This window comes from Geobacter sp. DSM 9736 (genome assembly GCF_900187405.1).
Lineage (GTDB): Bacteria > Desulfobacterota > Desulfuromonadia > Geobacterales > Geobacteraceae > DSM-9736.
Genome location: NZ_LT896716.1, coordinates 2,340,528 through 2,364,606 on the forward strand (window position 1 = coordinate 2,340,528; position 24,079 = coordinate 2,364,606).

General features: G+C 58.8%; 21 protein-coding genes. 6 read left to right on the plus strand and 15 right to left on the minus strand.

Features of this window, described 5'->3' with window-relative positions:
- Nucleotides 1-10: 10 nt before the first annotated feature.
- Nucleotides 11-430, plus strand: a complete 420-nt coding sequence (locus CFB04_RS10615; protein WP_088535247.1) for a fibronectin type III domain-containing protein — start codon at nucleotides 11-13, stop codon at nucleotides 428-430.
- A gap of 85 nt (nucleotides 431-515) precedes the next feature.
- Here CFB04_RS10615 and CFB04_RS10620 read toward each other — a convergent pair whose 3' ends face one another.
- From CFB04_RS10620 to recO, 3 genes are all read right to left on the minus strand, one after another.
- The gene (locus CFB04_RS10620) at nucleotides 516-1,826 is read right to left on the minus strand and encodes a hypothetical protein (protein ID WP_088535248.1); all 1,311 of its coding nucleotides are present in this window, start codon (nucleotides 1,824-1,826) and stop codon (nucleotides 516-518) included.
- Between the two features lie 203 nt (nucleotides 1,827-2,029).
- Nucleotides 2,030-3,376, minus strand: a complete 1,347-nt coding sequence (gene dnaB / locus CFB04_RS10625) for a replicative DNA helicase (RefSeq protein WP_088535249.1) — start codon at nucleotides 3,374-3,376, stop codon at nucleotides 2,030-2,032.
- A gap of 86 nt (nucleotides 3,377-3,462) precedes the next feature.
- Entirely contained in the window at nucleotides 3,463-4,191 is a 729-nt protein-coding gene (gene recO / locus CFB04_RS10630) for a DNA repair protein RecO (RefSeq protein ID WP_088535250.1), read from the minus strand.
- 239 nt (nucleotides 4,192-4,430) lie between these two features.
- Between recO and CFB04_RS10635 the strand changes: the two genes are divergently transcribed.
- Entirely contained in the window at nucleotides 4,431-5,648 is a 1,218-nt protein-coding gene (locus CFB04_RS10635; protein ID WP_088535251.1) for a porin, read from the plus strand.
- Nucleotides 5,649-5,741: 93 nt separating this feature from the next.
- Here CFB04_RS10635 and CFB04_RS10640 read toward each other — a convergent pair whose 3' ends face one another.
- On the minus strand, nucleotides 5,742-6,209 hold the full coding sequence (locus CFB04_RS10640; RefSeq protein ID WP_088535252.1) for a tetratricopeptide repeat protein: 468 nt from the start codon (nucleotides 6,207-6,209) through the stop codon (nucleotides 5,742-5,744).
- Between the two features lie 307 nt (nucleotides 6,210-6,516).
- Here CFB04_RS10640 and CFB04_RS10645 point away from each other — a divergent pair, with 307 nt between their 5' ends.
- Nucleotides 6,517-6,921 carry an alanine-zipper protein gene (locus CFB04_RS10645; RefSeq protein WP_088535253.1) on the plus strand — a complete coding sequence of 135 codons (405 nt, stop codon included), beginning with the start codon at nucleotides 6,517-6,519 and terminating at the stop codon, nucleotides 6,919-6,921.
- 91 nt (nucleotides 6,922-7,012) lie between these two features.
- On the opposite strand, the gene CFB04_RS10650 is transcribed toward CFB04_RS10645, so the two are convergent.
- From CFB04_RS10650 to CFB04_RS10695, 10 genes are all read right to left on the minus strand, one after another.
- Nucleotides 7,013-7,888 (minus strand): L,D-transpeptidase family protein, encoded by an 876-nt coding sequence (locus CFB04_RS10650; protein WP_088535254.1) that lies wholly within the window; start codon nucleotides 7,886-7,888, stop codon nucleotides 7,013-7,015.
- Nucleotides 7,885-8,373, minus strand: coding sequence for a dihydrofolate reductase (locus CFB04_RS10655; RefSeq protein WP_088536783.1), 489 nt, complete (start codon nucleotides 8,371-8,373; stop codon nucleotides 7,885-7,887). Before CFB04_RS10655 ends, CFB04_RS10650 begins: the two co-directional genes overlap by 4 nt.
- A gap of 40 nt (nucleotides 8,374-8,413) precedes the next feature.
- Nucleotides 8,414-10,768: an endonuclease MutS2 gene (locus CFB04_RS10660; protein WP_088535255.1), complete on the minus strand. Its 2,355-nt coding sequence runs from the start codon at nucleotides 10,766-10,768 to the stop codon at nucleotides 8,414-8,416.
- Nucleotides 10,769-10,789: 21 nt separating this feature from the next.
- Nucleotides 10,790-11,152: a peptide chain release factor-like protein gene (locus tag CFB04_RS10665; RefSeq protein ID WP_172825478.1), complete on the minus strand. Its 363-nt coding sequence runs from the start codon at nucleotides 11,150-11,152 to the stop codon at nucleotides 10,790-10,792.
- 72 nt (nucleotides 11,153-11,224) lie between these two features.
- Entirely contained in the window at nucleotides 11,225-12,217 is a 993-nt protein-coding gene (locus tag CFB04_RS10670) for a zinc-dependent alcohol dehydrogenase family protein (protein ID WP_088536785.1), read from the minus strand.
- A gap of 14 nt (nucleotides 12,218-12,231) precedes the next feature.
- Entirely contained in the window at nucleotides 12,232-12,780 is a 549-nt protein-coding gene (locus CFB04_RS10675; RefSeq protein ID WP_088535256.1) for a 2'-5' RNA ligase family protein, read from the minus strand.
- A 46-nt stretch (nucleotides 12,781-12,826) separates the two neighbouring features.
- The gene (locus tag CFB04_RS10680) at nucleotides 12,827-13,723 is read right to left on the minus strand and encodes an ROK family protein (RefSeq protein WP_231934157.1); all 897 of its coding nucleotides are present in this window, start codon (nucleotides 13,721-13,723) and stop codon (nucleotides 12,827-12,829) included.
- Nucleotides 13,720-14,895, minus strand: a complete 1,176-nt coding sequence (locus CFB04_RS10685) for a sensor histidine kinase KdpD (protein WP_088535257.1) — start codon at nucleotides 14,893-14,895, stop codon at nucleotides 13,720-13,722. The genes CFB04_RS10680 and CFB04_RS10685 overlap by 4 nt, the downstream gene beginning before the upstream one ends.
- 179 nt (nucleotides 14,896-15,074) lie before the next feature.
- Complete coding sequence (locus CFB04_RS10690) at nucleotides 15,075-16,361, minus strand: putative sensor domain DACNV-containing protein (RefSeq protein ID WP_088535258.1); 1,287 nt, start codon at nucleotides 16,359-16,361, stop codon at nucleotides 15,075-15,077.
- 179 nt (nucleotides 16,362-16,540) lie between these two features.
- Nucleotides 16,541-18,001: a multiheme c-type cytochrome gene (locus CFB04_RS10695; RefSeq protein ID WP_088535259.1), complete on the minus strand. Its 1,461-nt coding sequence runs from the start codon at nucleotides 17,999-18,001 to the stop codon at nucleotides 16,541-16,543.
- A gap of 197 nt (nucleotides 18,002-18,198) precedes the next feature.
- Between CFB04_RS10695 and CFB04_RS10700 the strand changes: the two genes are divergently transcribed.
- The 3 genes from CFB04_RS10700 to CFB04_RS10710 all read left to right on the plus strand — a co-directional run bounded on the left by CFB04_RS10700 (nucleotide 18,199) and on the right by CFB04_RS10710 (nucleotide 23,726).
- Nucleotides 18,199-18,399, plus strand: coding sequence for a cold-shock protein (locus CFB04_RS10700; RefSeq protein WP_088535260.1), 201 nt, complete (start codon nucleotides 18,199-18,201; stop codon nucleotides 18,397-18,399).
- Nucleotides 18,400-18,668: 269 nt separating this feature from the next.
- Nucleotides 18,669-22,031 carry a hypothetical protein gene (locus CFB04_RS10705; RefSeq protein ID WP_088535261.1) on the plus strand — a complete coding sequence of 1,121 codons (3,363 nt, stop codon included), beginning with the start codon at nucleotides 18,669-18,671 and terminating at the stop codon, nucleotides 22,029-22,031.
- Between the two features lie 36 nt (nucleotides 22,032-22,067).
- Nucleotides 22,068-23,726 (plus strand): hypothetical protein, encoded by a 1,659-nt coding sequence (locus CFB04_RS10710; protein ID WP_088535262.1) that lies wholly within the window; start codon nucleotides 22,068-22,070, stop codon nucleotides 23,724-23,726.
- 20 nt (nucleotides 23,727-23,746) lie between these two features.
- On the opposite strand, the gene hgcB is transcribed toward CFB04_RS10710, so the two are convergent.
- Nucleotides 23,747-24,037, minus strand: coding sequence for a mercury methylation ferredoxin HgcB (gene hgcB / locus CFB04_RS10715; RefSeq protein ID WP_088535263.1), 291 nt, complete (start codon nucleotides 24,035-24,037; stop codon nucleotides 23,747-23,749).
- Nucleotides 24,038-24,079: the final 42 nt, after the last annotated feature.

Here is a 24,079-nt window from a genome sequence, read left to right on the forward strand (position 1 = left end):
GGAGGAACACATGAAGACAAAAATATTGCTTGCTGCCGCAACCATCACTGCCACCCTGGCTGGTGTACCGGCGATCGCAGCACCACCCGCTCCGCCAGGGGAGGTCCGTGTGAGAGAGCTTTATGGTGGGGTCGTCGTGAGCTGGCTGAAGTCGCCAGACGATCCCCTCAACGTCTCGGGCTACGAGGTCGTCCGATCAGTGTTCACAAACGGCCCGTACCAGCCGGTCTGCGTCACACTCAAGGGTGCTGTCAGTTGCTGTGACAGGAAGATCAAACCTGACCAGACATATTACTACAGAGTTCGCGCCCTGGGGATCGGAGGGGATGCCGCTTCCGAGATGACCCGCCACGCGTCCATAGAGGTCCCTGCACCTGCGCCACCGCCGGTATATGAGCCCAACCCTCCACGACCGGCGCTGTCGCAATAGTATCCTGCAGCGGTCTCGACGGCAGTTACACAAAAAGGGCGCCCGTAACGGCGCCCTTTTTGTGTAACTGCTAAAAAAGAAAGAACTATCGAGTCAAGAGCCGCTTCGCTATGACATCATGACTTACCCAGTAGACAGGTTCGGAAGAGCTCCACATGGTGTCGAGCATCAGCCAGCCCACCCCGGTGAAAACCGCCCGCGACAGTGCCGCGCAGACAATCTCTTTAGGGTTCCGGCTCATTTCCATGAGCCGCGCCGAGCTGTTGAGCATCAGCTCCATCTGCTCCCGCGTATTGTGGTGCGGCCAGGTGGCGTACTCACGAAACGGCGCGTGAAGGGGCGAAGAGAGGTACGCGTTGGCTTCGGCGAGCAGGGTCTCCAGCGAAACATCGTCGCGAAGGAGCTGTCGACATTCCTCTTTTATCGATTCCGCCACAGGACCTCCACCCTCCCGGTCGAGGGCTGCGAGGAGCGGATAGAGCGACAGCTCGACCCCGAGAAACAGGGCGCTTGAATTCGTCTGGATCTCGGGGGAATTGAATACCGCAGCGGTTATACCCTCTGCGCACGCAGCCGCGGCATGCTGTTCCAGGAGGATCTTCGCCCAGCCGGTGAGGTAGGGTGTATAAGACTGCCATATATAGTCGCCGTCGACGAGAACCTCGCAGCCATGGTAGCCGTAGGCTGCGTAAGCGACTCTTCCTCCGGCGCCGGAGACGCGCTGCCGCACGCCTTCCGTCTCCTTAACGAGATGCCGGAAGGTCTCGGCAGTTACCTCGGCAAAGTTATCGCGGCATAACACGCCCAGGTCGGATTGCCAGAATGCTTCGGAGGAGATGAAACGATCCCCCTGCCCCTTGAAGACACGGTTCAGGAGCGGCATGTAAACCCGTGCCCTCGGAACGCCTCCCGCCATGGCATGAACAAACAGGACGTTTGCCCCTGGCGGAATCATTGCGTCGAGCTCGCGTGCGAAGCGGCCCATATTGGCTGTGAAGCGTTCAACCCCCTTCTGCCGGGATTCCGCTAGAAGCGCTCCATCGAGGCGGAAGGAATCCCAGTCGTCGGGCTTCACTCCTTTAAGGCGATCAGCCGGCGTAAGGCCGTCAGCTGCCTGCTCCAGATCGAAACCCGCCTCAAGAGCGACGTTCACGATTTTAGCCCCAAGAAGTGACTCTGCCGCTGCCAGTTCTTCCGGGTTCAATGGTCGCAGACTGCCGTCGGAGTCGCGCCGGCCGACGCTTGAACCGATGATGGTCATCCCCCTGTTCCGGGCCTCTTCGACGATGCCGTTGGCATACCCGCGCCCGAACAGCTCCCCCACGAGGACTAGCACGTCCCCTTTCCCGTATCCAGCCCTTTCCGGCAGCTGCCGCAGCGGATTGTATGGCGTCATATCCATCTCCTTTACAAGCTCAATTAAACAGGCATTAGAAGAACAAAAACTCCTGCGGTATCACAGATTGTTCAAAAGCAGTCAGATCGTCGCACCCGCAGAAAGCACCGCGGAGACGTAGTACCCTCTGGGGCATAAACAGCGATACGCCGCACACGGGTCTTTCGAGGAGAGTGGCGAGATGACTGGCTTTCGGCAATCTGTTATGCATCCCGATGGCTCGCGTTCTCGAACCGGGTAAATTCCCCGCGGAATACGAGATCGACTTTACCGATGGGACCGTTACGCTGCTTACCGATGATGATCTCGGCCTTGCCCTTGAGATCTTCGCTCTCCTTGTCATAGACCTCGCCACGGTAGACGAACATGATTACGTCGGCATCCTGTTCGATGGCTCCAGATTCACGGAGGTCGCTCATCATCGGTCGTTTGTCGGTTCGGCTCTCAAGACCCCGGTTAAGCTGGGAGAGGGCGACAACCGGAACATTGAGCTCCTTGGCCAGCGCCTTGAGCGACCGGGATATCTCAGATATCTCCTGCTGTCGCGACTCAGGGTTGGTTCCTCCCCGCATCAACTGGAGGTAGTCTACGACGATCATTCCGATATCGTGTTCGGCCTTCATTCTGCGGCATTTGGCGCGCATTTCGAGAACCGTGATCGCAGGGGTGTCGTCGATATATATCTTCGACTCATGGAGCTTTCCAGCGCCCTTCATAAGCCGTCCCCAATCGGCGTCCGCAAAATGGCCCGTGCGCAGACGCCCTGCATCCACCCTGGCTTCTGAGCAAAGAAGCCTCGTGACCAGCTGCTCCTTCCCCATCTCAAGAGAGAATACAGCCACCGGCGTAGCAGGCTCCGCATGTATTGCCGCATGCTGGGCGATGTTGAGTGCAAAAGCCGTCTTTCCCATGGAAGGGCGCCCGGCGATGATGATGAGATCCCCCGGCTGAAACCCTGCCGTCATCTCATCGAGATCGATGAATCCGGTAGGCACTCCGGTGACGTGCTCCTTCCTCTCGTAGAGGAGTTCGATATTGCGGATGGTGTCTTTCAGAATCGAACTGACGGGATAAAAAGCCGGTTTCAGCTTGTTTTCCGATATCTCGAAGATCACCTTCTGGGCCGAATCGAGGAGTTCCTCGACCGCTATCTGTTCATCGAAGCCCTGGGTGACGATTTCAGTCGCGGCGGTGATAAGCTTGCGGGTTATCGCCTTCTCCCGCACGATACGGCAATAGTAGGCAATATTGGCGGCAGTGGGAACGTAATCAACGAGAGTGACTAGATAGGCTCCTCCCCCCACCTCTTCCAGCTCGCCTTTGCTTCTCAGGATGTTATTGAGAGTGATGAGGTCGCACGGCTCGTTCCGCTCCGAGAGTTCGATCATGGAGCGGAAGATTTTCCGGTGGTTCTCCCGGTACATATCGTCAGGAACAATAATTTCCAGGGCGCGGTTGATTGCTTCATTATCGAGGAGGACCCCCCCCAGAATGGACATCTCGGCTTCGATGCTTTGCGGAGGGAGCTTTCTCATATCTACTGCGGGCATTATTCACCTTTACTTACAAACACTTAACCGCCTGAAGGGGCGAAGGGAGGGTACTATAACGCGGGAGGTGCGCAGCGGTCAACAGTTTACTCTCCCAACTCGCGGAGAAACGCGAGGGAACGAAGTGGCCTGCCGAGATGAGCTGCAATAGCCGCATCCAGAAGCCTGCCTGCTTCTTCGAGGGATGAAGGGCTGAATGCTACAACACCGAATCTGCCTGTCCGTAATGCTCGGCCAAGGAGGGTGAGCGTCTCGGAGGAAAGCAGTCTTCCGCCGGTACTGCACCGGCCACAGAGAATCGCTCCATTCCCCCCCAACCTGGCAGCGGAAGCCACCAGATCCGTTCCGCATCCGGAGCAGTTGTCGAGTGCCGGCCGGTATCCAAGGATGTTGAGGAGGTTGATCTCGAAGAAGCGCCTGTCGGTGCCGTCAGCCTCTGCTATTTCGAGACGCTCCAGGTAAGCGATCAACAGACGGTAGAGACGGGGATTCGGAAGCCCCTCTGGCAACAGGGCATCGACCAGTTCGCATGCGTAACCGGCACAGCCGATCTTAGGCAGGTCATCCCTGATTTGGGGGTAAACCGTCAGCGCATCCGCCTCCCGCACGGAACTGAGACCCTCCCGCAGGACCAGCTGAACATTGATCCTGGCAAAGAGCTCCAGAGTTCCTCCGAAACGGCGGGCGCTTCTCTTCGCTCCGCGGGCAATGCCCCGGATTTTTCCATGTTCCCGGCAGAACAGGGTGACGAGCTTATCGCTTTCCCGATAATCGGAGAGGCGCAAGACAACGGCTTCGCTGGTTACGACTTCCATGCCCCTCACCCTATCACCCACGCGTTCACGAGTCAAATGCAGACAAAATGACAGAAAAATAATTTAAAACCTGTTGACCTCCAGAACGCTACGGTGATATTGAAATCTAAATTCATCGCAGCGGGGGCACTGTTTGACCCCCGCATTTTTATCTGAGTTTACTGAAAATGGTATTCATCTCCAATTTATTGCATTTCAGCCTGACCAGTGCAGGCGCAACAACACCACAGGAGGGAAAGATGAAACGCGTTGCAACAATGTTCGCGATGGCTACGATGCTGTCCATCCCGGCAGTCGAAGGCCGTGCAGCAACAGTGGAGGAACTGGAAAGAAAAGTGCTCGACCTTAGCAGGGAAGTGGACCAGCTGAAAGGAGAAGGCGATGCACCTGCCGTAAAGACCGGCAGTGGAAACTTCAGAAGGATTCTCGACAGGACCTCGATCGGAGGATACGGGGAGCTGGACTTCATATCACGAAGCAATAACGGCAACGGCAAAGGCGCCAGCGTCTTCGACCCGCACCGGATAGTGCTTTACGTCAATTCCGACCTCTCAGACTGGGTGAACTTTTACACCGAGCTCGAATGGGAGCACGGAGGCGACGGCAAGAACGGGAAGATCCCCGTGGAGCAGGCGTTTCTCAACTTCAAGCTCGACCCCTCCTTCAATGTGAGGGCTGGGGTACTCCTCGCTCCGCTGGGGGCAGTAAATCTCTACCATGAGCCAAATAACTTCAACTCGACCGAGCGGCCGGACCTGGACCGGATACTTATTCCGAGCACCTGGCGCGAGATGGGGGCCGGTATTTACGGCGCACTCGGCGAAAGGGTGAATTATGAACTCTACGTTCTCAACGGGCTGGATGGCTCTAAATTCTCAGCCGAGAGCGGGATCCGCGGCGGAAGGCAGGACCTGGACGCCGACATGAACAGGGGCAAGGCGGTGGCGGGGCGCCTTGAAGTCCGCCCCATCACCAACCTCTATACCAACTTCTCCTTCTATACCGGCAACTCCGCCAAAGTCGGAACGGCCTATACGACCATAGGAGCTTTCGACGGCAAATACCGCATGGGCGATCTTGAAGTGGCGGGCGAGTACGTTCATGTCTATCAGGATGATCCCGGTTCACTCGGGATGGATCCGGCCAAGGGAGCTATCGGCAACACCATGTCGGGCTATTGGTTGGAAGGCGCATACCACGTCATGCCCTCGGCCCTGAAGAAAGGGAAGCTTGCGGAAGCCGACGCAATCGCATTTGCCCGATACTCCGAGATCGACACCCAGCAGGGAATTTCCGACAGGAGCTACAACCGCTCGTATACAACCGTGGGCCTCTCCTTCAAGCCGATCCCGACCGTAGCAGTAAAAGCAGATTATCAATGGTACGATGACGGGCGCCCCTATGGGAAAACCCTCGATAACGACAAGTTCCAGATAACTCTCGGGTTCGTCTTCTGACGCTAGAACAGCAATTCGCCTTAACCTACAACCCAATTAAAGAAAAATGCCCGGATTTCCGGGCATTTTTTGTAGAATCTTCTGGAAGTTTTCTCAGCTCTCGGTGGAGCCGGCATTCGGGCTCAAGCCAAGGCAGGCGAGGAGTTTGCCCAGGAGTTTGTTCACAGGATGTTCTCTTGCGAGCCATCGGATCACAGGCTTCCTGCGCGTTCCGAGGATTTCCAGCTCCTGCAGTATCTCCGGATTCCTGTCCAGCCTAGCTCCAGTACGGAAAGCATCGATAGCCTCCTCCCTTTGCCCGGCAGCAACGAAAATCCTCCCCAGATTCAGGTAGTGAAGGGAGTTTGCCGGCTCGGCGCGAAGTGCCTCCTGCGCCAGCGTGAGTGCTCCATCGAAATCACCCCGTGACTTGGCGAGCGCTACGGCGAGATAGGAGCAATAGGCCGGCTTGCGTTCTTCATTCACTGCATTCTCAAGGCAGACCCGTGCCAGATAGGTATGGTCGTGATACAGTGCATCCCTTCCCTTATTAAAAAATTCCACTGCCGCTTTCGATGACATGAGTGCCTGTCCTTTGGGGCGGAGAACCTTTAGCAATCTCCGGAGCGAGTAACTGTTGGTTCCTATGCACGCGGAATAGCCAAGACAGCCGCCATTCCACTTAGGGAAACTCAGATTTAGAAGCAGGCCCCTCTTCCGTGGGGCACTCGCAGCTCGCAACCTCCCGCTCCCGCTTCTACTGCAAAACCGATACCTTCCTAATACGCACTCCTCACCACGGCCGCGCTTCACAGTATGTGCACCCCCATGTTGCATTTTGGAAAATTGGATGTATAAAAAATAATTAACAAAACAGAAGGAGGCGTCAATGCGACGTTCAGCCATGGTGGGTCTTCTTTGTCTGGTAGGATTGTGGTCTGCCGGCTGCTCAACCAAGAGTTACGTGCTGGAGCAGGTCGATCCGCTCTCGGAACGGCTTGGGAAGATTGAATCGCGGGTTACCGGAATAGAAACGAGGCTGGGTGACATCCAGAAGCAGAACGAGACGGGGCAGGAGGCAGTCAGAAAGGACCTTGGCGACATCAGGAACCAGCTGCAACAGTCGTCAGGAGCCCAGAGCGCCGCCAGTCGTGCAGAAACGGCAGCCACAAGGGCCGAAGCGGCTTCAGGCAAAGCGGAAGCGGCTGCTACCCGTGCCGAGAATGCCGCGACCCGGGCCGACAGCTCTGCACAGAAATCCTCGAAAGCATTTGAACTCGGGCAACGAAAGTAGCTTCCTCCCGATAAAGCGACGACGTCGCTGAGGGTTAGTTGCGAAGCACTTTCGATTTCGCCTCAGTTGATTCATGCCGGGCCGGAGGGGGTTATTCGGTAACGTCCACGGGAACACCCCGTTTTTCCGCCAGCGCCCGGAACAGTTTCTCCAGGCTCACCTTTTCGGTCAATTCCTTTTTCGCCAGCAGATGAACAAGGTGATTGAGGTAATCTTCCTCTGCCGGGTCATCGTGAACCTCCACGAAGACCCGGCCCTTCAGCTCCCCCACTTTCACCGGCTGGCGGACGATTATCACTCCGTCCTCGATGCGCACTTTGTCATACAAACGGGGTATATCCTCAGGGTAAAGCCGCAGGCACCCGTGGCTGGCCCTTCTTCCGACCCCCCACGGTCTGTTGGTGCCGTGAATAAGTATCGACATCCGGGACAGGCGCAGTGCATGAGTACCGAGAGGGTTTTCGGGACCGGGGGGAACGACTTCAGGCAACTCCGGCTGCTCCTCACGTATCGATGGAGGAACCCGCCAGCTTGGCGCTTCCTTCTTCTCCTTCACACGATAAAAACCTAGAGGCGTGTCGTTCCCCTCGCTGCCGATTCCTACGGGGAAGGTCACAACCCGGCGCTTCCCAGCGGAATCGAAGAAGAAATAGTAGAGCCTGAGTTCCGAAACGTTGATCAGAAGGTCCACCGTAGGCTCAGCATCGGGAACGACCCAGGAGGTGGGAATGACAAGCATGGTGCCTGGGACCGGAACGAAGGGATCGATCCCCGGATTCGCGTCCGCAAGCTCGTTGAAACCCAGTCCGAAGATGCGTGCTATCTCCACCAGCGAATCACCCGGCTTCACCAGGTAGGTGCCGCTGTCTCCGATAACCTTTGCTGCGGAGTCAAACGTCCGCCCGCTTACCGGCGCAACAAGCAGTGCCATCTCCAGCGCCAGAAACAGGAGCAAAACGCCCTTCACCTCGCCTGTCTCCGTTCGTATGTGATATACGAGTGACGCGGCGGCCCCTCGTGCTCCACCCGCTCCGCCTCGACGAAGTCGGAGGGGATCACTGGAAAGGACACATCACCATCGTACTTCCGGTGGACAACGGTAAGGTAGATACGGTCCGCCACCGCAAGGAAAGCCTCGTACACTTCCCTTCCTCCTCCGACGAACACCTCTTCCGCATCACCAGCCAGCTGCAGCGCCTCATCGACGTTGTGCGCCAGAAGGCACCCCTGCACCCGGCGCGACTGCTGCCGGGAGAGCACTATCATCCTACGCCCCGGCAGGGGACGGCCTATCGATTCGAATGTGCGCCGGCCGACGATGAGGGGGTGCCCCATGGTGAGCGACTTGAATCGAGCCAGATCGGCCGGCAGATGCCAGGGAATCCCTCCCCTGCACCCGATCACCCCATTTTCCGATACTGCGGCAATGATGGAAATGACAGGAGCATTCATGCGGCGCATCCTAACCTTGACGAGACTGCGGCGACTCTCCTCATCTCAGCGTCACCACTGTCACTCCGCTCCCACCTTCCGCCTGCTCGCCGGAGCGCAGCTCCCGCACGAGGGGATGAGAGTCCAGATACTCCCTGACAGCTCTCATCAGAGCTCCTGTGCCGACTCCGTGAATGACAGTGACCTCGCTCATCCCCGCAAGGGACGCGTGGTTCAGGAAGGGCTCTATCCGGGATATGGCGTCGTCCACCCGCAAACCGACGAGGTTGAGCCGTGACTCTGCCTCAGGCTCCTCTACCTGTTGTTTCCCCCTGCGCGGGGCCGGGCGAGCAGCCTTCCCCCTGCGCGGCGCCACTCCTGCCATGGGCACATCGATCTCCAGCGCTCCCGCTTTTACCCGAACCCGCTCATGACGCTGATCTACCGCCAGCACCTGTGCATCATACCCGAGGGACGTAACGAAGACGGTGTCACCTACTCCGATCTCGCCGGCGGGTAGAGCCTCCTCAGGATGTATGGCCCGCAGCTGCCCGTTAATCCTGCGCTCCCGCTCGTCCAGCACCTTCAAAGCCTCGCGCCGCTTTTCCCGTTTTACCTCGTCGAGCACCCCGCGTGCTTCGCGCCGTGCATCCTGCACGACCTGCCGGGCCTCTTGCAGAGCCTTCTCCAGGGCATTCCGCCGTTCCTGTTCCGCCGCCGCCCGCCGATCCGCCGCCCGCCGCGCCTCTTCGGCGAGCTGCCGCCTGATCTTCTCGGCATCCTCCAGGGCTTCGTGCTGAAGACGCCGTTGCTCCTGCAGCTCAGCCAGCAGTTCGTGGAACTCCGTATCCATTCGTCCCAACATTCCTGTGGCAAATTCGATGATCCGTTCGGGGAGACCATACCTGCGTGCGATTTCTATGGCGTGGGATTGACCGGGGAGTCCTGTCCGCAGACGGTAGAGAGGGGTGAGCCGCTCTCTGTCGAAGTCCATGGAGGCGTTGACCATACCCGTAGATTTGTGAACGAAGCCGACAATCTCCGTCAGGTGCGTCGTGGCAATCACGAGAGACCCCTGATCCCGAAGATCATTGAGAATGGCGCAGGCAAGGGCGGCACCCTGAAGGGGTTCGGTGCCGGTGCCGAGTTCGTCCAGGAGCACGAGAGTGCGCCTTCCTGCCCTCCGGAGAAAACGGCTGATGGTGGAAATGTGCCCGGAAAAAGTGGAAAGGCTGCTGTCGATGGACTGCTCGTCGCCAATATCCACGAGGAGATCGTCCACCAGGGGAAAGGTCGAGGTGGAAGCGGCACTCACCGGAATGCCGGACAGCGCCATGAGAAGCAGAAGCCCCGTTGTTTTAAGGGCGATGGTCTTGCCGCCGGCATTGGGGCCAGTTATCACCATAGTTGTCGACTCATCCCGCTCCGTTCCCAGCGTCAAATCGAGAGGGACCACTTCCTCCCCCTTCTCTTTCCTCAGGAGGAGCAGAAGGGGGTGGCGAGCCTGCACGAGACGGATTGCGGCTGCTTCTCCGATTGAGGGTATTTCGGCGCCGAGCCGTTCGGCAAAAACGGAAATGGCATACAGGCAGTCGAGCTTGACGAGGGCTTCGAACTCCCGCTCGATACCGTCGGCCTCTTCCCTGATCCAGCGGGAGATCTCGCGCACAATGCGGATCTCCTCGACCTTGACCTCGGCGATCAGGTTTTCCAGCTCGTTGGCAAGGCTGATTATCTCTATCGGCTCCATGAACGCTGTTTCGCCGGAGCCGGAAACGTCATGGACCACCCCCTGCACCATCCCCTTGGAGTCCATGCGGACCGGGATGACCCACCGGCCGTTGCGCTGCGTGATGAAGTCGTCCTGAAGAAATATCGCCACCTGCTTCTCCCGGACGATCTCCTCGAGCCTCTTTCTGATACGCGCGGTAAGGTTCCGTTTCCGGGTGCGAAGCTCGAAGAGGAGCTTCGAAGCGGTGTCGAGAATGTGCCCTTCACGATCGATGGAATGCGACAGGGTTTCCAGTATTTCGGGAAACCCGGTGACGAATCCCCCCACTTCCTGGAGCAGGGGTATGTCGGTCCTGTAGGCGAACTGCCTCGACAGCACGGTAAGAACTTCCAGGACCGGGATCAATACCACCAGGTCCCGCGGGTCGAGCACCGCCCCTTCCGGCCTCACGTGGGCCAGAAGGGGAGCGATGTCCTCAAAAGCGGCGATCCGGAGCGGAACGCCGATTTGATGAAGCCTGCGGATCTCCTCCACCTGCCCGAATCGCTCCTCAATCTGCGCTCTGGCAGGAAGCGGAGCAATCTCACGGATAACCCGGGCCGATGGCTCACTGTGGGTAAACGCCGCAATGGTCTGGAGGATGCGGTTGAATTCAAGTGCGCGCAAGGCGTCGTTGTCTATCATCTTAGGAAACCCTTCTCTGATTCAGCTCTGCTTGCCGTACTTAAGCGCGGTCTTCCGCTTTCGCCGCGCCTTCTGCTTCCTGATCCGCTCCTGCTCGAAATCGGTGGCGGTCTTTCCACCATCGAGGGCAGCCAGCCGCTCCAGAAGCTCGCGTCTCGCCAGGAATCGGTTGACCGACTGGCTCCGGTCCTTCATGCACTTCACTTCCAGCCCGGTTGGTTTGTGGCGGAGATGGACGCAGGTAGAGGTCTTGTTGACATGCTGGCCGCCGGCGCCGGAAGAACGGATGAAGCTCTCCTCTATCTCCTCCTCGCGCAGGCCGAGCTCAGCCATCTTTTCCTTCAGCCAACGGTTCTTTTCTTCACTCACTGCAAAGGTAGGCACGACAGCAACTCCACCGAAGAAAAAATTACATTTATGAGACTATCACAAGACGGGAGAAAGCGAAAGGCAGGCTCAGGATTCGGCGACGACGATGACCGCCGCTCCGCAGAGCCGGCCGCTGCGCAGGTCTTCGAGGGCGTTATTGGCTGCTTCGAGGGGGTAGGGGGTAACTTCGGTCCTCACCGGCACCTGGGGTGCGAGCCGCAGGAACTCTTCCCCGTCCCGGCGGGTCAGGTTCGCAACGGACCTGACCGTACGCTCCCCCCAGAGAAGACTGTAGGGAAAAGAAGGGATGTCGCTCATGTGGATGCCGCCACAGACGACGGTACCGCCGGGGGCGACCGCGCGGAGGGCTGCCGGGACCAATTCCCCGGCCGGTGCAAAGATAATGGCCGCGTCCAGCATTTCAGGAGGAAGCGCATCGGCGTCGCCGGCCCATTCCGCGCCCATCTCCAGTGCGAACCGCCGCGCCTCCAGATCTCCCGGGCGGGAGAAGGCGAATATCCGGCGCCCCTGGAAACGTGCTACCTGCGCGACGATGTGGGCGGCGGCACCGAATCCGTAGAGTCCAATTACCCCGGCATCTCCAGCCATGCATAGGGAACGGTAGCCGATAAGGCCGGCACAGAGGAGGGGCGCAGCCTGCAGGTCGGGATATCCTTCGGGAATCGGAAAACAGAAGCGGTGGTCGGCAACGGCATAGTCGGCGAAGCCGCCGTCGAACTGGTAACCCGTGAAGCGGGCCCGCTCGCAGAGGTTCTCCCGGCCGCTCCGGCAGTAGGAACATTCACTGCAAGTGGAGCCGAGCCACGGCACACCGACCCTCATTCCCGGACCGAATGCTCCCGCATTGCTTCCGACTGCAGCAATCCGTCCCACGATCTGGTGGCCCGGAACCAGAGGAAGCTTTGGCTCGGTGAGTTCACCATCGACGATATGGAGGTCGGTCCTGCACAGACCGCATGCATGAACCCGGATGAGGATCTCCCCCTCCCGCGGCTGCGGAACCGGCAGCTCCATCAGGCGAAGAGGCTCACCCGCCCGTTCAAGAACCATTGCCCGCATAACCGTACCGGCCGTCACAGCTCCCCCCCCTTCCCCAGCACCACTTCATGTATTGTTCGCCAGTCGCCGGTATCGCGCCAACCTTCCCGGATGTTCCCCGGCGTCGCCACCTTTATGCGGTCGAACAGAAGTTCTTCCCGGTCCAGCCGCACCTGCCGCGCCAGTTCCCGCTTCTCCTCCAGCGGCATATCACGGTAGAGGAGGCTCAGGTGTGGAAACAGCCGATAGCCTGAATCGTTGCCCATACGCGATTTGATTCCGTCATGAATCTTTCGCAGCGTCACGCTCTCGTCTAACTCGATGAAGAGGGTCTTGAAATATTCTTCCATCGCCCCCACCCGCCGGCAATGCAGCGAAAACGGGTCCACCCCCCGTACCGCCTCAGTCACCGCCCGCTTCAACTCCTCTGGGTCCGTGAGTAGGACCGAGTAGACGGTGACATGGGGCTCGAAGGGAGTCATGCCGAAGCGCGCGCACCACGCCCGTACCAGTGCCTCCGTGTAGGCCAGGTCATCCCCTGCAGGGGCAAGGAAAACGGAATATTTACGTTCGTCTGTCTGCATATCAGTAAACTGTGTCGTTATTCCGGGTACACCTGATTGCTAATCGTCATTCTCCGATCCATGCGGCTCCGAGGACGCCGGCGGAATCGCCGAGACTGTTTTTTAGGATGGGGGTGCGGAGATCGCCATGAAATACATATTTGCGGACCCGATCCACTCCCTCGGTGTATAATTCATCGATATTGGAAAGGCCACCGCCGAGAACAACGGCATCGGGATCGAGCACTGAGATGAGTCCGCCGAGAGAGCGCCCGAAATCGTCAAGGAACCGGTCGAAAATGGCGACGCAACGCGGCTCGCGGCTACGCCACCCCTCGGTTATCAACTCCATCGAGAGCTCCTCGCCATAAGCCGCCCGAAAGGCCGCTTCAACTCCGGACCCGCTGATCTTAGTTTCCACGCACCCACGATTTCCGCAATAACAGGAAGCACCGGCAGGGTCCACCGAGAAATGCCCCCATTCCCCCGCGATCCGGTGAGGCCCCGGCCTCACCTGCCCTTCAATGAAGAGCCCGCCGCCGCAACCGGTCCCCATGATCACGCCGAACACCAGGTCGTACCCCCGGCCGCTACCCAGCACTGCTTCGGCGAGAACGAAGCAGTTGGCGTCGTTATCGATGGCTACACGACGGCCGATACGCGCCTCGATGTCCCGTTGGAGGGGCTGGCCGATCAGACAGGTCGAGTTGGCGTTCTGGACGAGACCGGTCCTGCCGTTGATGGACCCGGGAATGCCGATGCCGATGGTGAAGGAAGCTCCGGAGGGAATTCCGTCTCGGACCGTTTCAAAAAGGTGCACGATCGAATCGAGCATCGCTCCGTAGCCACTGCGTGAGGGGGAAGCAACGCGGCGGCGCGTGATCTCGCCCCCCTCCGGCGCAAGAAGGACCGCTTCGATCTTGCTCCCGCCGACGTCGATCCCGACCCTGTAAGGCTCCATCATAGGTCGGCTGCTGCCAGAGCTATCTTGGGGAGGGTAAAGGTGAAGGTGGTACCGGCAGGCTCGTTGCTTTCAAACTCTATCTTCCCGTTAAGGTAGCGTTCTCCGAAGAGTTTCACGCTGTATGTGCCGATGCCGCGCCCGGTCTGCTCCTTGGTGCTGAAGGAGCGCTGAAAAAGCTGCAGCTGCACCTCCCTCGGCATCTCGCCGGGATTGTGGATCGTGAAGCCTACGTGCTCCTCCAGGTCCTTCCCGGAAATGGTCACTGTGCCCCCGCGGGGTGTTGCCTCCAGGGCGTTCTTAAGCAGGTTGCCGAGGATCCTGCGCAGTATGGCGGAGTCGCTGATTATCTTGCAGTCCGGCACCTCCCCGAGAAGGAGGCTGCGTCCTTCGGCAATGTCATGATGCGCATAGAGCGCATGCAGATCCCGCAGCAGGTCGGGAACAATCACGAGCCCGAGCACCGGCTTGAATTCCCCACGCTCGGCGGCGAGCAGCTTACGCTGGTGGTTGATCTCGTCGATAAGCGTTTCGGTTAGAGTTATCATCCACTGCTTGTACTCCGCCTCCCGGTCCACATCCATTTCGGCATGCTCGGCGAGCATTGATGCTATCCCGTGGATTCCCCCGGCGGTATTTATGACGTCGTGAAAAAAGACGCGCTCCAGCACGGAGCGGCGCTTCTCGGCGCTTATATCCTTCAGGACGCAGATCGTCAACGGCACCCCATCGACTACTGTCGGGGTTGCAATGACTTTCAGGTCGAGAGAGACGGGTCTCTCCCGGTTGAGGGTCAGGCGACATTCGAAGGCGGTTCTGCTGCAGCTCTTCTGGCTTTCCAGAATGCTCGCTACGGCTCCGCAGGTTGAACAGTGATCGCCGGTGCCGCATCCTGCGGGTCCTTCGCTGGCGAAAACGCATCCGGCGGCCTCTCCGGGGCGCTTGCCGATGATCTGTTCTATATCTTCAAGATTGAATGCGCGCAGGACGAGACTGTTGGCTGCAACGATCTGGCGCTCCTTGTTCAGGACAAGGACGTAATCGGGAAACGCTTCCAGCGTGGCGACGAAGGCAGGAGAGAGGAGCACCTTTTCACGCGCCTCCCGAACAAGGCGTAAAGGTGTGCGGTCGGGTGGGGCGAATCTGGTCTGCGATGCGGCGTCAGCATATTTCATGGGTGCTCCTCTGCCCAGGATAAAGGGGGCCAACTGCCAGGATCGTGATGTTCCCATATCGGTTCATGCTGGAGACAGGAGGTGTGAGGATTGCCATAATACCATCTTCACGATGCGGGTACCAGCTTCAAGTGCGGGGAAGAGCGTCCATGAGGTAGAAACGACGAGCGAGAGAGGCTTCAGAACCCCGCTACTCCCGCGGTGATCTGGTCCCAGTATGTCACCTTATCCTGGTGCCAGGTTACGAGACGGGCACTGCCGTCATGGGAAAGGACTATTACGATGGCGTCATGGAGGTCGTGGCACAGCCGGTAGGCGGCCCGATGACGGGTACCGACCCGCTCGCTCCCCTCCATCATCGTGTGGGAACCCTCCACGTCCATCGCACGCGCCACCGCCTCCACCTTGTCTATATCCCCCGAGATCACTGCGCCGAAGCCCAGGAGTTCCTGCCGCTTCGATATCACCACGGCGCCGTCTATTGAAGCGAAACCGGCAATGAGGTGAGCGACGTCGAATAGAGCCTCGTCAAGGAGTGCCAGCTTTTCGCTCCGGCAAAGGATGTAATGCTCCCACCCCACCACCCGGTCAGGCTCCGATGCGCTGCCTGCCGCCTCGGCAAAGGCATTCATGATGTTAACGATCAGGGTCCTCAGCCGTTGCCTCGGCTCTTCCTCGACGAACTGGTACTTGATGGACATGAACTGGTTGTCGCAGCAGAGTGCTGCGGCCTGCTCCTCGGGAAGGTAGACCAGGGTGCCTCCATGATGGGAATTCCGGATACTGCCGATGATACGCTTCACGACCTGCTGCACCAGCTTCCTTACAAAATCGGGAGCCAGTACGGCCCAGGGGGAGGAAGCCTGGGCACGGGCCTTCTGGTGCAGGGCGTACAGCTCGCTGCGGACCTCGTCGAAACTCGCCCGCAGCCAGGGTGCATTGAAAACATCCCGGGAGGCGCGGGTAATCTTGCCGCCGTTGAGGGAAGCGACGATCTCCGAGCCGCGGCAGACGGCGATGCGGCCGGGTCCGGCTACATACACCACAAGCGCCGGCGGAAGTGGAGCCGCAGTTCTTCGCCCACCGAACACCGACTGCATCCATCGGGGACCGGAGTGGACGATACCCCACATCTGCAGCCCCAGGATGGGATCGAACCTCACACCGATGAGGGATCGGTAGAAATCCACGGCCGGGGAAAGACGCTGAAGTTCGTACTCGTTGAAGGGCCTCGGCTGCGTGAAAATAAGCCGGTGCAGCCCGTCGGGTGTCCCCTCTTCGGCGGGGAAAAGGGAAGGTTCGCGGAGGATCAGCCGGAAATCAACCGTGCGTTCCTCCTCCCGGAGCAGGCTCGCCTGATAGCAGATCGACAAGAGACGCTGCAGCGTGCGCTGGTCCGGAAGCTCTTCCGGGATTTCACCCGTTTCCTCGTCCACGGATGGCCACTTGGCGAGTACGAACCTCATCAGCTCTCTCGGATATGAATGGCTTTCGCGTGATGGCACTGTTAGATCCCTCTTTTTTCCATTATACCGGAAGTACGGAACGCGGCAGAGGACGGAAGGGGATATGAAAAAAAGGCGTGTGACCGTTGCCGATCATCACGCCTTTCCACTCCGCTCTTCACGGCACTCCTTTTGCGGCATCAGATGGAGGACGAGACGGCCGCCTTCTTCACCACCATATCCACCACCGGCAGCGGCGGTACCTTTTCAAGCCCGTATATTTCCTTGAGGTCGATGTCCTTGGGAACCGCACCGAGCAATGCCTCGGCGACCTGCTGGTCCGCCTGGCGGTAACGGAGCTTGACCTCCAGGTTCACCTGGGCCACCCCCGGAGGAACGCTGAGGCCATAGAAGACATCCTTGTACCCGCGGGGGGGTATTGTGTCGTGACGGGAGAATGCGGTGACAACCCAGGGATCGACGGCGAAGTGGAAGTCATTCCCCATACCGTCGGAGTTGAACATGCGGACGTTCTCCGGCAACTTCCCGGACGGGTCCACTGTGCCGCTTTCGAACAGCACTGCCCCCTTCTCGTCCCGTGCCGTCACCTCCAGCCACATCTGCCTCACGTTGGTAAGAGATGTGGGGAGATTGTGGCCCGCCCTTATGTTCTTCACCCGCACCCTGACTTCTGCCAGCTTCCCCTCCCGGTACACCGGTGACACCTCCAGGTCGGCCGCGCTCTTCAACCGCGTCACCGCCATTTCGTATTTTTTCATGATATCGGCAGCCAGTTCCGGGTTGCCCGCTTTCTTCACTGCACCCGCCGCCAGATACTGGAGCAGATAATTGGCTCCGCTGAAGTAATGGCGGTACTCTTTGCGCCCCGGCTTCTTGAACTCATCCGCAGAGCGGAGGAAAGTTTCGACATCCACCATGTGGCAGTCCTGGCAGAGTATTTCCTTCTGAGCGTAGGGACCGTGCTTCCATTCCAGGTAAGTGGCCTCCAGCGGGAAATGCGCATCATAGTGGTAGACCTGGTGGCAGGATGCACAGAGGTCGGCCCTCAAGTGCAGGCTCGATTCCTCGCATGAATGGAAGCCCCCGCCGCACCCGTCCTTCGGCTTGAAGGGTCCACGCTTCACCAGGGTCGTCCCCTTCGTTCCCTGAACCCCCGGAGTCAGGATCATCGAACCGTTCTCCGGTTCGTGGGAAGGGGTCTGCCAGTGTGTCGTTCCGCTGATGGAATGGCATATGTCGCATGAAACCCCGGCCTTGGCCATATCGCTCAGTCCTGCAAGTCCCGGCCCTTTGATCTCGCCGGTGACCATCCCGGCAGGAGAATGACACCCCTCGCACTGCCTCGCAATATCATGCCCGACCGCCTTAACCGCCTTGTTGAGTTCCCCCTGGTAGATGGGGTCATGGAAGGCCAGACTGTGCACGGAGCCGGTCCACTCCTGATGCTGGAGAGGGTGACAGTTGGCACACGTATCGGGTGGAGTGAAGGGAGCATTCGACTTGTTCCACTTTATAAGTGACGGGTAGTATGGGTAGAACTCCCGGTCGACATCGAATACACCCGAGGCGGATCGGGCCGATCCCGACGCACAGCAGACGATCAGAGTTACAGCAGCAAGAATTGCATTGATGCGCTTCATGTTACTCCTCCCTTTAATTAGATAGCTTAAGTAAAACAACCATTTTCAGCTTGTCAACCTGCAAAAAAGCAAGAAGCGAAGGCCTTTAGTTAAAGAAATATAATTTTTTACCGCTATCGCCTTGACAGGGCAGGCGGAGAAGGTACCATTTCTGAAAAATTACCAACGGGAAACCAGCGACCAGGAGGAGAAAAAAGATGGTAAACGGCGTAGTGAAGTGGTTCAACGACAGCAAGGGGTTCGGGTTTATTCAGCAGGAAAATGGAGAAGATGTCTTCGTGCATTTTTCTGCCATCCAGAGTGATGGTTTCAAGACCCTCACCGAAGGGGAGAAGGTCAAGTTCGACGTCCAGAAAGGGCCGAAGGGCCTCCAGGCCGCAAACGTCTCCCGCGCGTAGCAATTCCTCGAAAATCCCAACTGAAAGGCCCCGGCACCCCCGGGGCTTTTCGCGTTTCCAGCCTATCCCCTTCACGCACAGGCAGCTCCCTCTACTGTTCATGTTTCACCTGAGCGACTGATATTTCCTGATAAAAAAACCTCTTACTCCGGTCAAGTTCGGCTCGTTCGCTCCGATTATTACGCCATGAGCTGCTCCGCCACCGATCATTACATGCCGGGCGGGGCCTGCTTTCGCAACAATGCCCACCACAGTCGGAGACCAATGCCATGAACCGTCTTTCAGGACACGTTTTCTACAAGCGCCTCTCATCCCTCAGCATCTCTGCCTTCCTTGTCATCGCGCTCTTTGCCTGCGTCTTCGGCAGCCCTCCCGCAGCGCTTGCGCAATCGGACTGGCCATTTCTCGACGAGCTGCGCCCTTCTGAAAACGAGGTGATGGAGTCGGTCGCCGAAGGGGTGAAGTCGCCCCTCGGCGCAGTCGTCCAGGAATACATCAAGGAAAATTACGGAAACCTGCAGGGGCATGGAGTACCCGTTGCCAGCGTGGTGGCAGTCTGGGCCGCCAAGGGACCCGAGGCCGCCGGGACGGAGCTGGTGGATCAGATCGTATCCTACGTAATCGGGCTGGGACAGGATGCTCTCGTCGGAGAAGCGGGAACAGCGGTTTCACTCACCGGGGCGCTCATCAACTTCACCATCGACTCGATGATCGTGAAGCCGTTCGTCGGGGCGACCTCGAAGACGGAATACATGAACTACCTCAACTACATGCTCAAGAACCCGTCTGCTCCCTACTCGGAGCCGGTGGAAAAATCCCGGAACGACTTCCATTTCCTTACCGAAAAGTTCCTGGACGACGATCATGGGGACATCGACAACCGCACCCGCCAAAAGTTCGGCCTCCCCGCAGACAAACCCATCGGGTACACCCGTTTCTTTTCCAACGACCCCCTTCAACTCGAGATAGACAGGTTCGTCCGCGCTGAGATGTCGAAACAGCTCTACTTCGACTACAAGGATTACCGGGCAGCCATCGAAAAGCAGCTGGCAACCTTCAAGAACAGCATCCCGGGCGAAAAACTCGCCAAGATGAAGCGGGAAATCGACGAGGCGAAACGGATGCTCAAAGAGGGGGAAAAGAACCTGGAGGATATCGAGGCGCAGCTCAAGAAGTTGCGGGAGACCCTCAAACAGGGCCCGGTCCTCATGCCGGAAACACCGGCAGTCCGGGTTAAAAGCGCGCTGGAGCTGGATGCGTGGGAGCGCAACGCAAAGGAGCAGCAGAGAGTGGAGGCGGCTAAGAAGGCTTTCGATTCGGCCCGCTCCGGTCTCGCTGAGGAATCAGGCAGGCTGCGCCAGTTCCCCTACATCTCCCCGAAACAGCTGGTCGAATTTCTTGATGCAGCACAGAAGCAGGTCCGGGAGGGGGAGAAGGCGGCGTTCGAAGCCACACACCAGGAAGAGCACTGGGTGAATACCAACTGCGGCAAGACCTACCTTCTGTACGTGAAAGTCGACGGCAGCGACTGGAAGCTTGTCGAAAGGGTGTTCGACCCGATGAAGGCGACCGAATGGGAGATGGGGAGCACCAAGGGCGTCCAAAGGCGTGCCGAGGTGCGCACCGATTCGTGCCTCGCCTCCAAAACCGTCAGTGACGAAAAACGGTTCGCGTTGATGATGAACGAGCTTATGGCGAACTATCGGCAGAGGGTCGAGGGAGCGATTTCGGCGCGGCACGACAAATGGGAGAAGAAGATCGGGGCGGAGCGGAAGAAGCTTTCCGGCTGGCTTGCAGGAAAGAGCGGAGGAAACCGCTTCGTTACCATCGACGAGCACCTCAATGTCCAGGCAACCGACCATGTGCGGATGAAGGCTGAGCAGGGGCCTCTCATCCACGAGATAAATTCAGCACTCTTGGATGCCGTATATGACGCACCGGACGAGCAGCGGGCAGTGGCGGAACTGGAGAAGGTCATACAGGATGGCCTGGCAAGGCTTGAGACAGCAGAGCCTCGTACCGTGGCGGAGATGCTGAATCGGATCGCAAGGGAGGCTACGGAAAAACAGCTGGCCCTACGCGGATCGCTGGAGGAGCTGAACGAAGCGCCGGTACAGCTTAAGCAGGCCGCGCTGCTTCTGAAGACCCTGAAGACGCTGGAAGGAGAAGGAAACGAGGAAGCCCCCCTGACAATACGCCTCGAACGCGCGATGCCCGGCATGCAGGAGCCTGCCGCGCTGTATGAGCCGAGCAGGGCGTATGAGGAACAGTGGATGCGGGTTCTCTCTGCAGCCGAGTTCCCCGTCTTCGCTCCCGAGACGCTAACGCAAGGGGACCCTGCCGGCATTCCCGGTGCCACTGCTCCAGCAGGGAACTCCGGGACCTTCTTCACCACCACCCAGTCCGGAACAAGGCTGGGCTACCGGAAAACAGTCCGTCCGGAAGTCGGCGAGCTCCTGAGAAAGGAGCAGGAACTCTCCGTGAAGCGGCTGAAGGAAATCTCCGACGACCTTTCCACACTCACCAGGCTCGTGGCCGCCCAGCGTGTCCTTACAGCCCTTGCCCCCCACTATTCATATCTCGCCGGAAAGACGCAGGTCGTAGCGGAGCAGGTTTCCCGCGGAGACTATGCTCCCTTTGGAGGAATGCTGTCGGGCCCCGGCGTCGAAGCAGCCGTCTGGCAGGTTGCCCAGGACCTGCGGCAAGCCTACGAAACCGGCGACCTGCGGGGGTTCATGCGCAATGTGGACGACGGATTCTCCTCCTCACAGTCCAGAATATCCAACGGCATGCGGCTGGAGGATTCACTGAGGGAAGACTTCTTCAACCTGCGGAACATCCAGTTCGTTCTCTGGACCAAGAACGGCTTCAGCCGGCACGAAAAGGGTGACAGGCTTTACGCCGTGCTCTCGGTCCGCTGGACACGCCGCGCCTATCTGGGAAACACGCTGAACGAATGGCTCCTGGAGCGGCGGGAGACCGATCTTTCTTTTATCCGCGAAAAAGGGGGCACCGCCTTCCGGCTCGTGGGCATAGACGGGGACGACATTTTCGGCATCTCCAGCCCGGTAACCGGAACAGCCGTCCTGGAAGAGGGAAAATTCATCCGGGACGACGGGACTGTAACGCCGCTTACGCCGTCTACTCGTGTGACAGTGGAAGGGGGAGTAACGACAGGCTCCACTCCGCCGGCCACCCCCCCGACAAGCCCCCCTGTAAGCGGCCCTGTAACAACCCCGCCTCCGGCGACGACTCCCCCGCCGGCCACCCCGGAACCGGTTATCGGGATCGTCAGCGGAACGGCCACCCTCGACCGCAACACCATAATGGGATGGGACTTTTCCGCCGGCCAGCTGGTTGCTTCGCCAACCGGCAACGGGGACATGTTCTACTCCGGCGGCAGTCCCGGGACTTTCAGCAACGGGGGGAGCACCTTCCTGGGCCTCGGCCCCTGCGAGCTCGACAGCTCCGCAGTACCGACAGCCGGCTATCTGCCCTCCATGACCATAGTGAACGGGATCTGTTATGCCGTGAAGGTGCACGAAGGTAATTACGCCAAGATCAAGGTCACCGGCTTCACGCCCGGAGGCCCAAGCGTAACCTTCGACTACATCTACCCCACGGAACAATAGGAGCTGACAGGGCTACAGCCTGTAAGGGATCAGACTATGAACGGACTTACACTCGTTGCGCTTCTTGCAGCCTTTGCAGCACTCGATATCGCCCCGGCTCATGCCGAAGAGCCGCCCAAGCTGACTGTGAGCGATCAGGTGAACTTCAGCCTGGACCAGACGTTCTACACCCAGAGCGTCTCCGGAAACCGGGACATGTCTTCTCTCGACACCGGCGGCCAGTATCTCTCTCTCATCGATTTCTCGGGTCGAAAATACCTGAGCGATGGGGCCCTCCTGGAGCTTTCCTCCAATATTCGGGGAGCAAGCGACCCGCAGATCTCTCCCCGGCACAGGGATGAGCCGGAGATACTGCGGATAGTAGGGCGATACGTGAAACCGCACGTCCTCGATGTCAGCATCGGGGACATCTACCCCCGCTACAACTCGTACGCCCTGATCCGTTCACTTGAAGGGGGAACGGCCACCCTCTGGTTCCTCGACAGGCCGAACCATGGTGGGCTGTTGAATACCGTATCCGCCAACGCAACGCTGGCAAGAGTTCATCGCCACGAGGACAGCTCCCGCTTTAACCGCTACGCCGGTGCACTTCGTGCCGAGGCGGGCGCACACGGCAAATGGAACCTTGCTGCAAGCGCCGTTCATACATGGGATGACAGGGGGAGCAACGGAAACCTGCAACTCGCGGCCATCGACAACTGGGTGGGCAGCCTCCATCATATCGTAAACGACGTATCGGTCGGCAGGTTCAGGTACATGACGCTGGAAAACGAGCTTGCGTGGTCGTGGCACGAGGAAGGCTCACGCTCCTCGGCCGAAACGGGAAAAACCGACTACGCATGGAAGAGCAACATCGCCGGACGTTTCATGGCTGCCCGGTGGGGGCTATCTTACGAGCAGGTCGGCCCCGATTTCGTAAGCAGCGTCGGCGCTGCCCCTGCGGACCAGGCCTTGTTCAATGCCTCCACCCGGGTCCCCGTTACGCGCTGGCTCAACACCAACGCCACGTACAGTCACTACCACAACAACCTTGATGGGCGGCTTTCGGCAACGACGAGGACTCAGTCGCCAGCCATTACCTTGGATTTCCATTCGCTCCCGGTGAAGTTCCTCCCCATCCCGGAGTGGCACAACCTGAGCTTCTTGGTAGGCTTCAATGCAAGGGACACCGAGACATCGGACGAGGCCACTGACTGGCAGCGCTACATATGGAGCCTGGGGGGAAACTATCGACTTAGAAATATGAACATGGGGCTTACGCAGGCCTTCACCATCCACGATGATGATACCGCAGCCAACGCCGATTATCGTGAATCAGCAACCACGGCACTTCTGGGGGTGAGAGATATCCCGGTAGCGGCATGGCTCAGGTCCTCGGTAAATCTTACCGCGAGCTATACAGGGCAGACATTCGGGGGGAAGACGGATGACTACTGGGTTTACGGCTTAGGGCTGTCCGGAGCCGTATGGAAGCGGAATACATTCATCATCGCCTACAATCTCCGGGACATCAACAAGACTACCGTCGACAGCGCCAACTACACCGCCAACCTCTTCAGGAGCGAGTGGACATACCAGCTGCTGAAAGGAACCACCGGGTCTCTGCGCTACACGCTGCGGGACAACCAGTACTCCCAGGTCGTCCGCAATTACAGGGAAGATCTTCTTGAACTCAATTTCAGGATGATCTTTTAGGAGGTTGTCCTAATAGCGGTTCAGGAACAGCAGCCTCCGCCAGGAATACGCAGTTTCCGTTCCTGCAGCCACTCATTGATGAGTCCGGACGCGCAGCCGACCCCGGCATCGACGGTGATGGCATTGACGGGGCAGTTACGGGCACAGGCGCCGCATTCCATGCAGGCGTCCCTGTCCGCGACAGCCGCTTTCTTTTCGGAAAGCCGGAAAACCTGGTGGGGGCAGACCTCGATGCAGCGTCCGCAGCCGATGCACAACGGTTCCCGCAGTTCCAGGGTGGTTGCGTCTTTCAGGTAGCGATACCCTTTCACGTCCTTCTCCTTTCTGAATCCGTGAGCCATGGGTGCTCGCTG

Excerpts from the sequence above, each read along its gene's own strand:
- CFB04_RS10615 (WP_088535247.1), top strand. The coding sequence starts at position 11 with ATGAAGACAAAAATATTGCTTGCTGCCGCAACCATCACTGCCACCCTG.
- CFB04_RS10620 (WP_088535248.1), bottom strand. The coding sequence starts at position 1,826 with ATGACGCCATACAATCCGCTGCGGCAGCTGCCGGAAAGGGCTGGATAC.
- dnaB (WP_088535249.1), bottom strand. The coding sequence starts at position 3,376 with ATGCCCGCAGTAGATATGAGAAAGCTCCCTCCGCAAAGCATCGAAGCC.
- recO (WP_088535250.1), bottom strand. The coding sequence starts at position 4,191 with ATGGAAGTCGTAACCAGCGAAGCCGTTGTCTTGCGCCTCTCCGATTAT.
- CFB04_RS10635 (WP_088535251.1), top strand. The coding sequence starts at position 4,431 with ATGAAACGCGTTGCAACAATGTTCGCGATGGCTACGATGCTGTCCATC.
- CFB04_RS10640 (WP_088535252.1), bottom strand. The coding sequence starts at position 6,209 with ATGTCATCGAAAGCGGCAGTGGAATTTTTTAATAAGGGAAGGGATGCA.
- CFB04_RS10645 (WP_088535253.1), top strand. The coding sequence starts at position 6,517 with ATGCGACGTTCAGCCATGGTGGGTCTTCTTTGTCTGGTAGGATTGTGG.
- CFB04_RS10655 (WP_088536783.1), bottom strand. The coding sequence starts at position 8,373 with ATGAATGCTCCTGTCATTTCCATCATTGCCGCAGTATCGGAAAATGGG.
- CFB04_RS10660 (WP_088535255.1), bottom strand. The coding sequence starts at position 10,768 with ATGATAGACAACGACGCCTTGCGCGCACTTGAATTCAACCGCATCCTC.
- CFB04_RS10670 (WP_088536785.1), bottom strand. The coding sequence starts at position 12,217 with ATGCGGGCAATGGTTCTTGAACGGGCGGGTGAGCCTCTTCGCCTGATG.
- CFB04_RS10675 (WP_088535256.1), bottom strand. The coding sequence starts at position 12,780 with ATGCAGACAGACGAACGTAAATATTCCGTTTTCCTTGCCCCTGCAGGG.
- CFB04_RS10680 (WP_231934157.1), bottom strand. The coding sequence starts at position 13,723 with ATGATGGAGCCTTACAGGGTCGGGATCGACGTCGGCGGGAGCAAGATC.
- CFB04_RS10685 (WP_088535257.1), bottom strand. The coding sequence starts at position 14,895 with ATGAAATATGCTGACGCCGCATCGCAGACCAGATTCGCCCCACCCGAC.
- CFB04_RS10690 (WP_088535258.1), bottom strand. The coding sequence starts at position 16,361 with ATGAGGTTCGTACTCGCCAAGTGGCCATCCGTGGACGAGGAAACGGGT.
- CFB04_RS10695 (WP_088535259.1), bottom strand. The coding sequence starts at position 18,001 with ATGAAGCGCATCAATGCAATTCTTGCTGCTGTAACTCTGATCGTCTGC.
- CFB04_RS10700 (WP_088535260.1), top strand. The coding sequence starts at position 18,199 with ATGGTAAACGGCGTAGTGAAGTGGTTCAACGACAGCAAGGGGTTCGGG.
- CFB04_RS10705 (WP_088535261.1), top strand. The coding sequence starts at position 18,669 with ATGAACCGTCTTTCAGGACACGTTTTCTACAAGCGCCTCTCATCCCTC.
- CFB04_RS10710 (WP_088535262.1), top strand. The coding sequence starts at position 22,068 with ATGAACGGACTTACACTCGTTGCGCTTCTTGCAGCCTTTGCAGCACTC.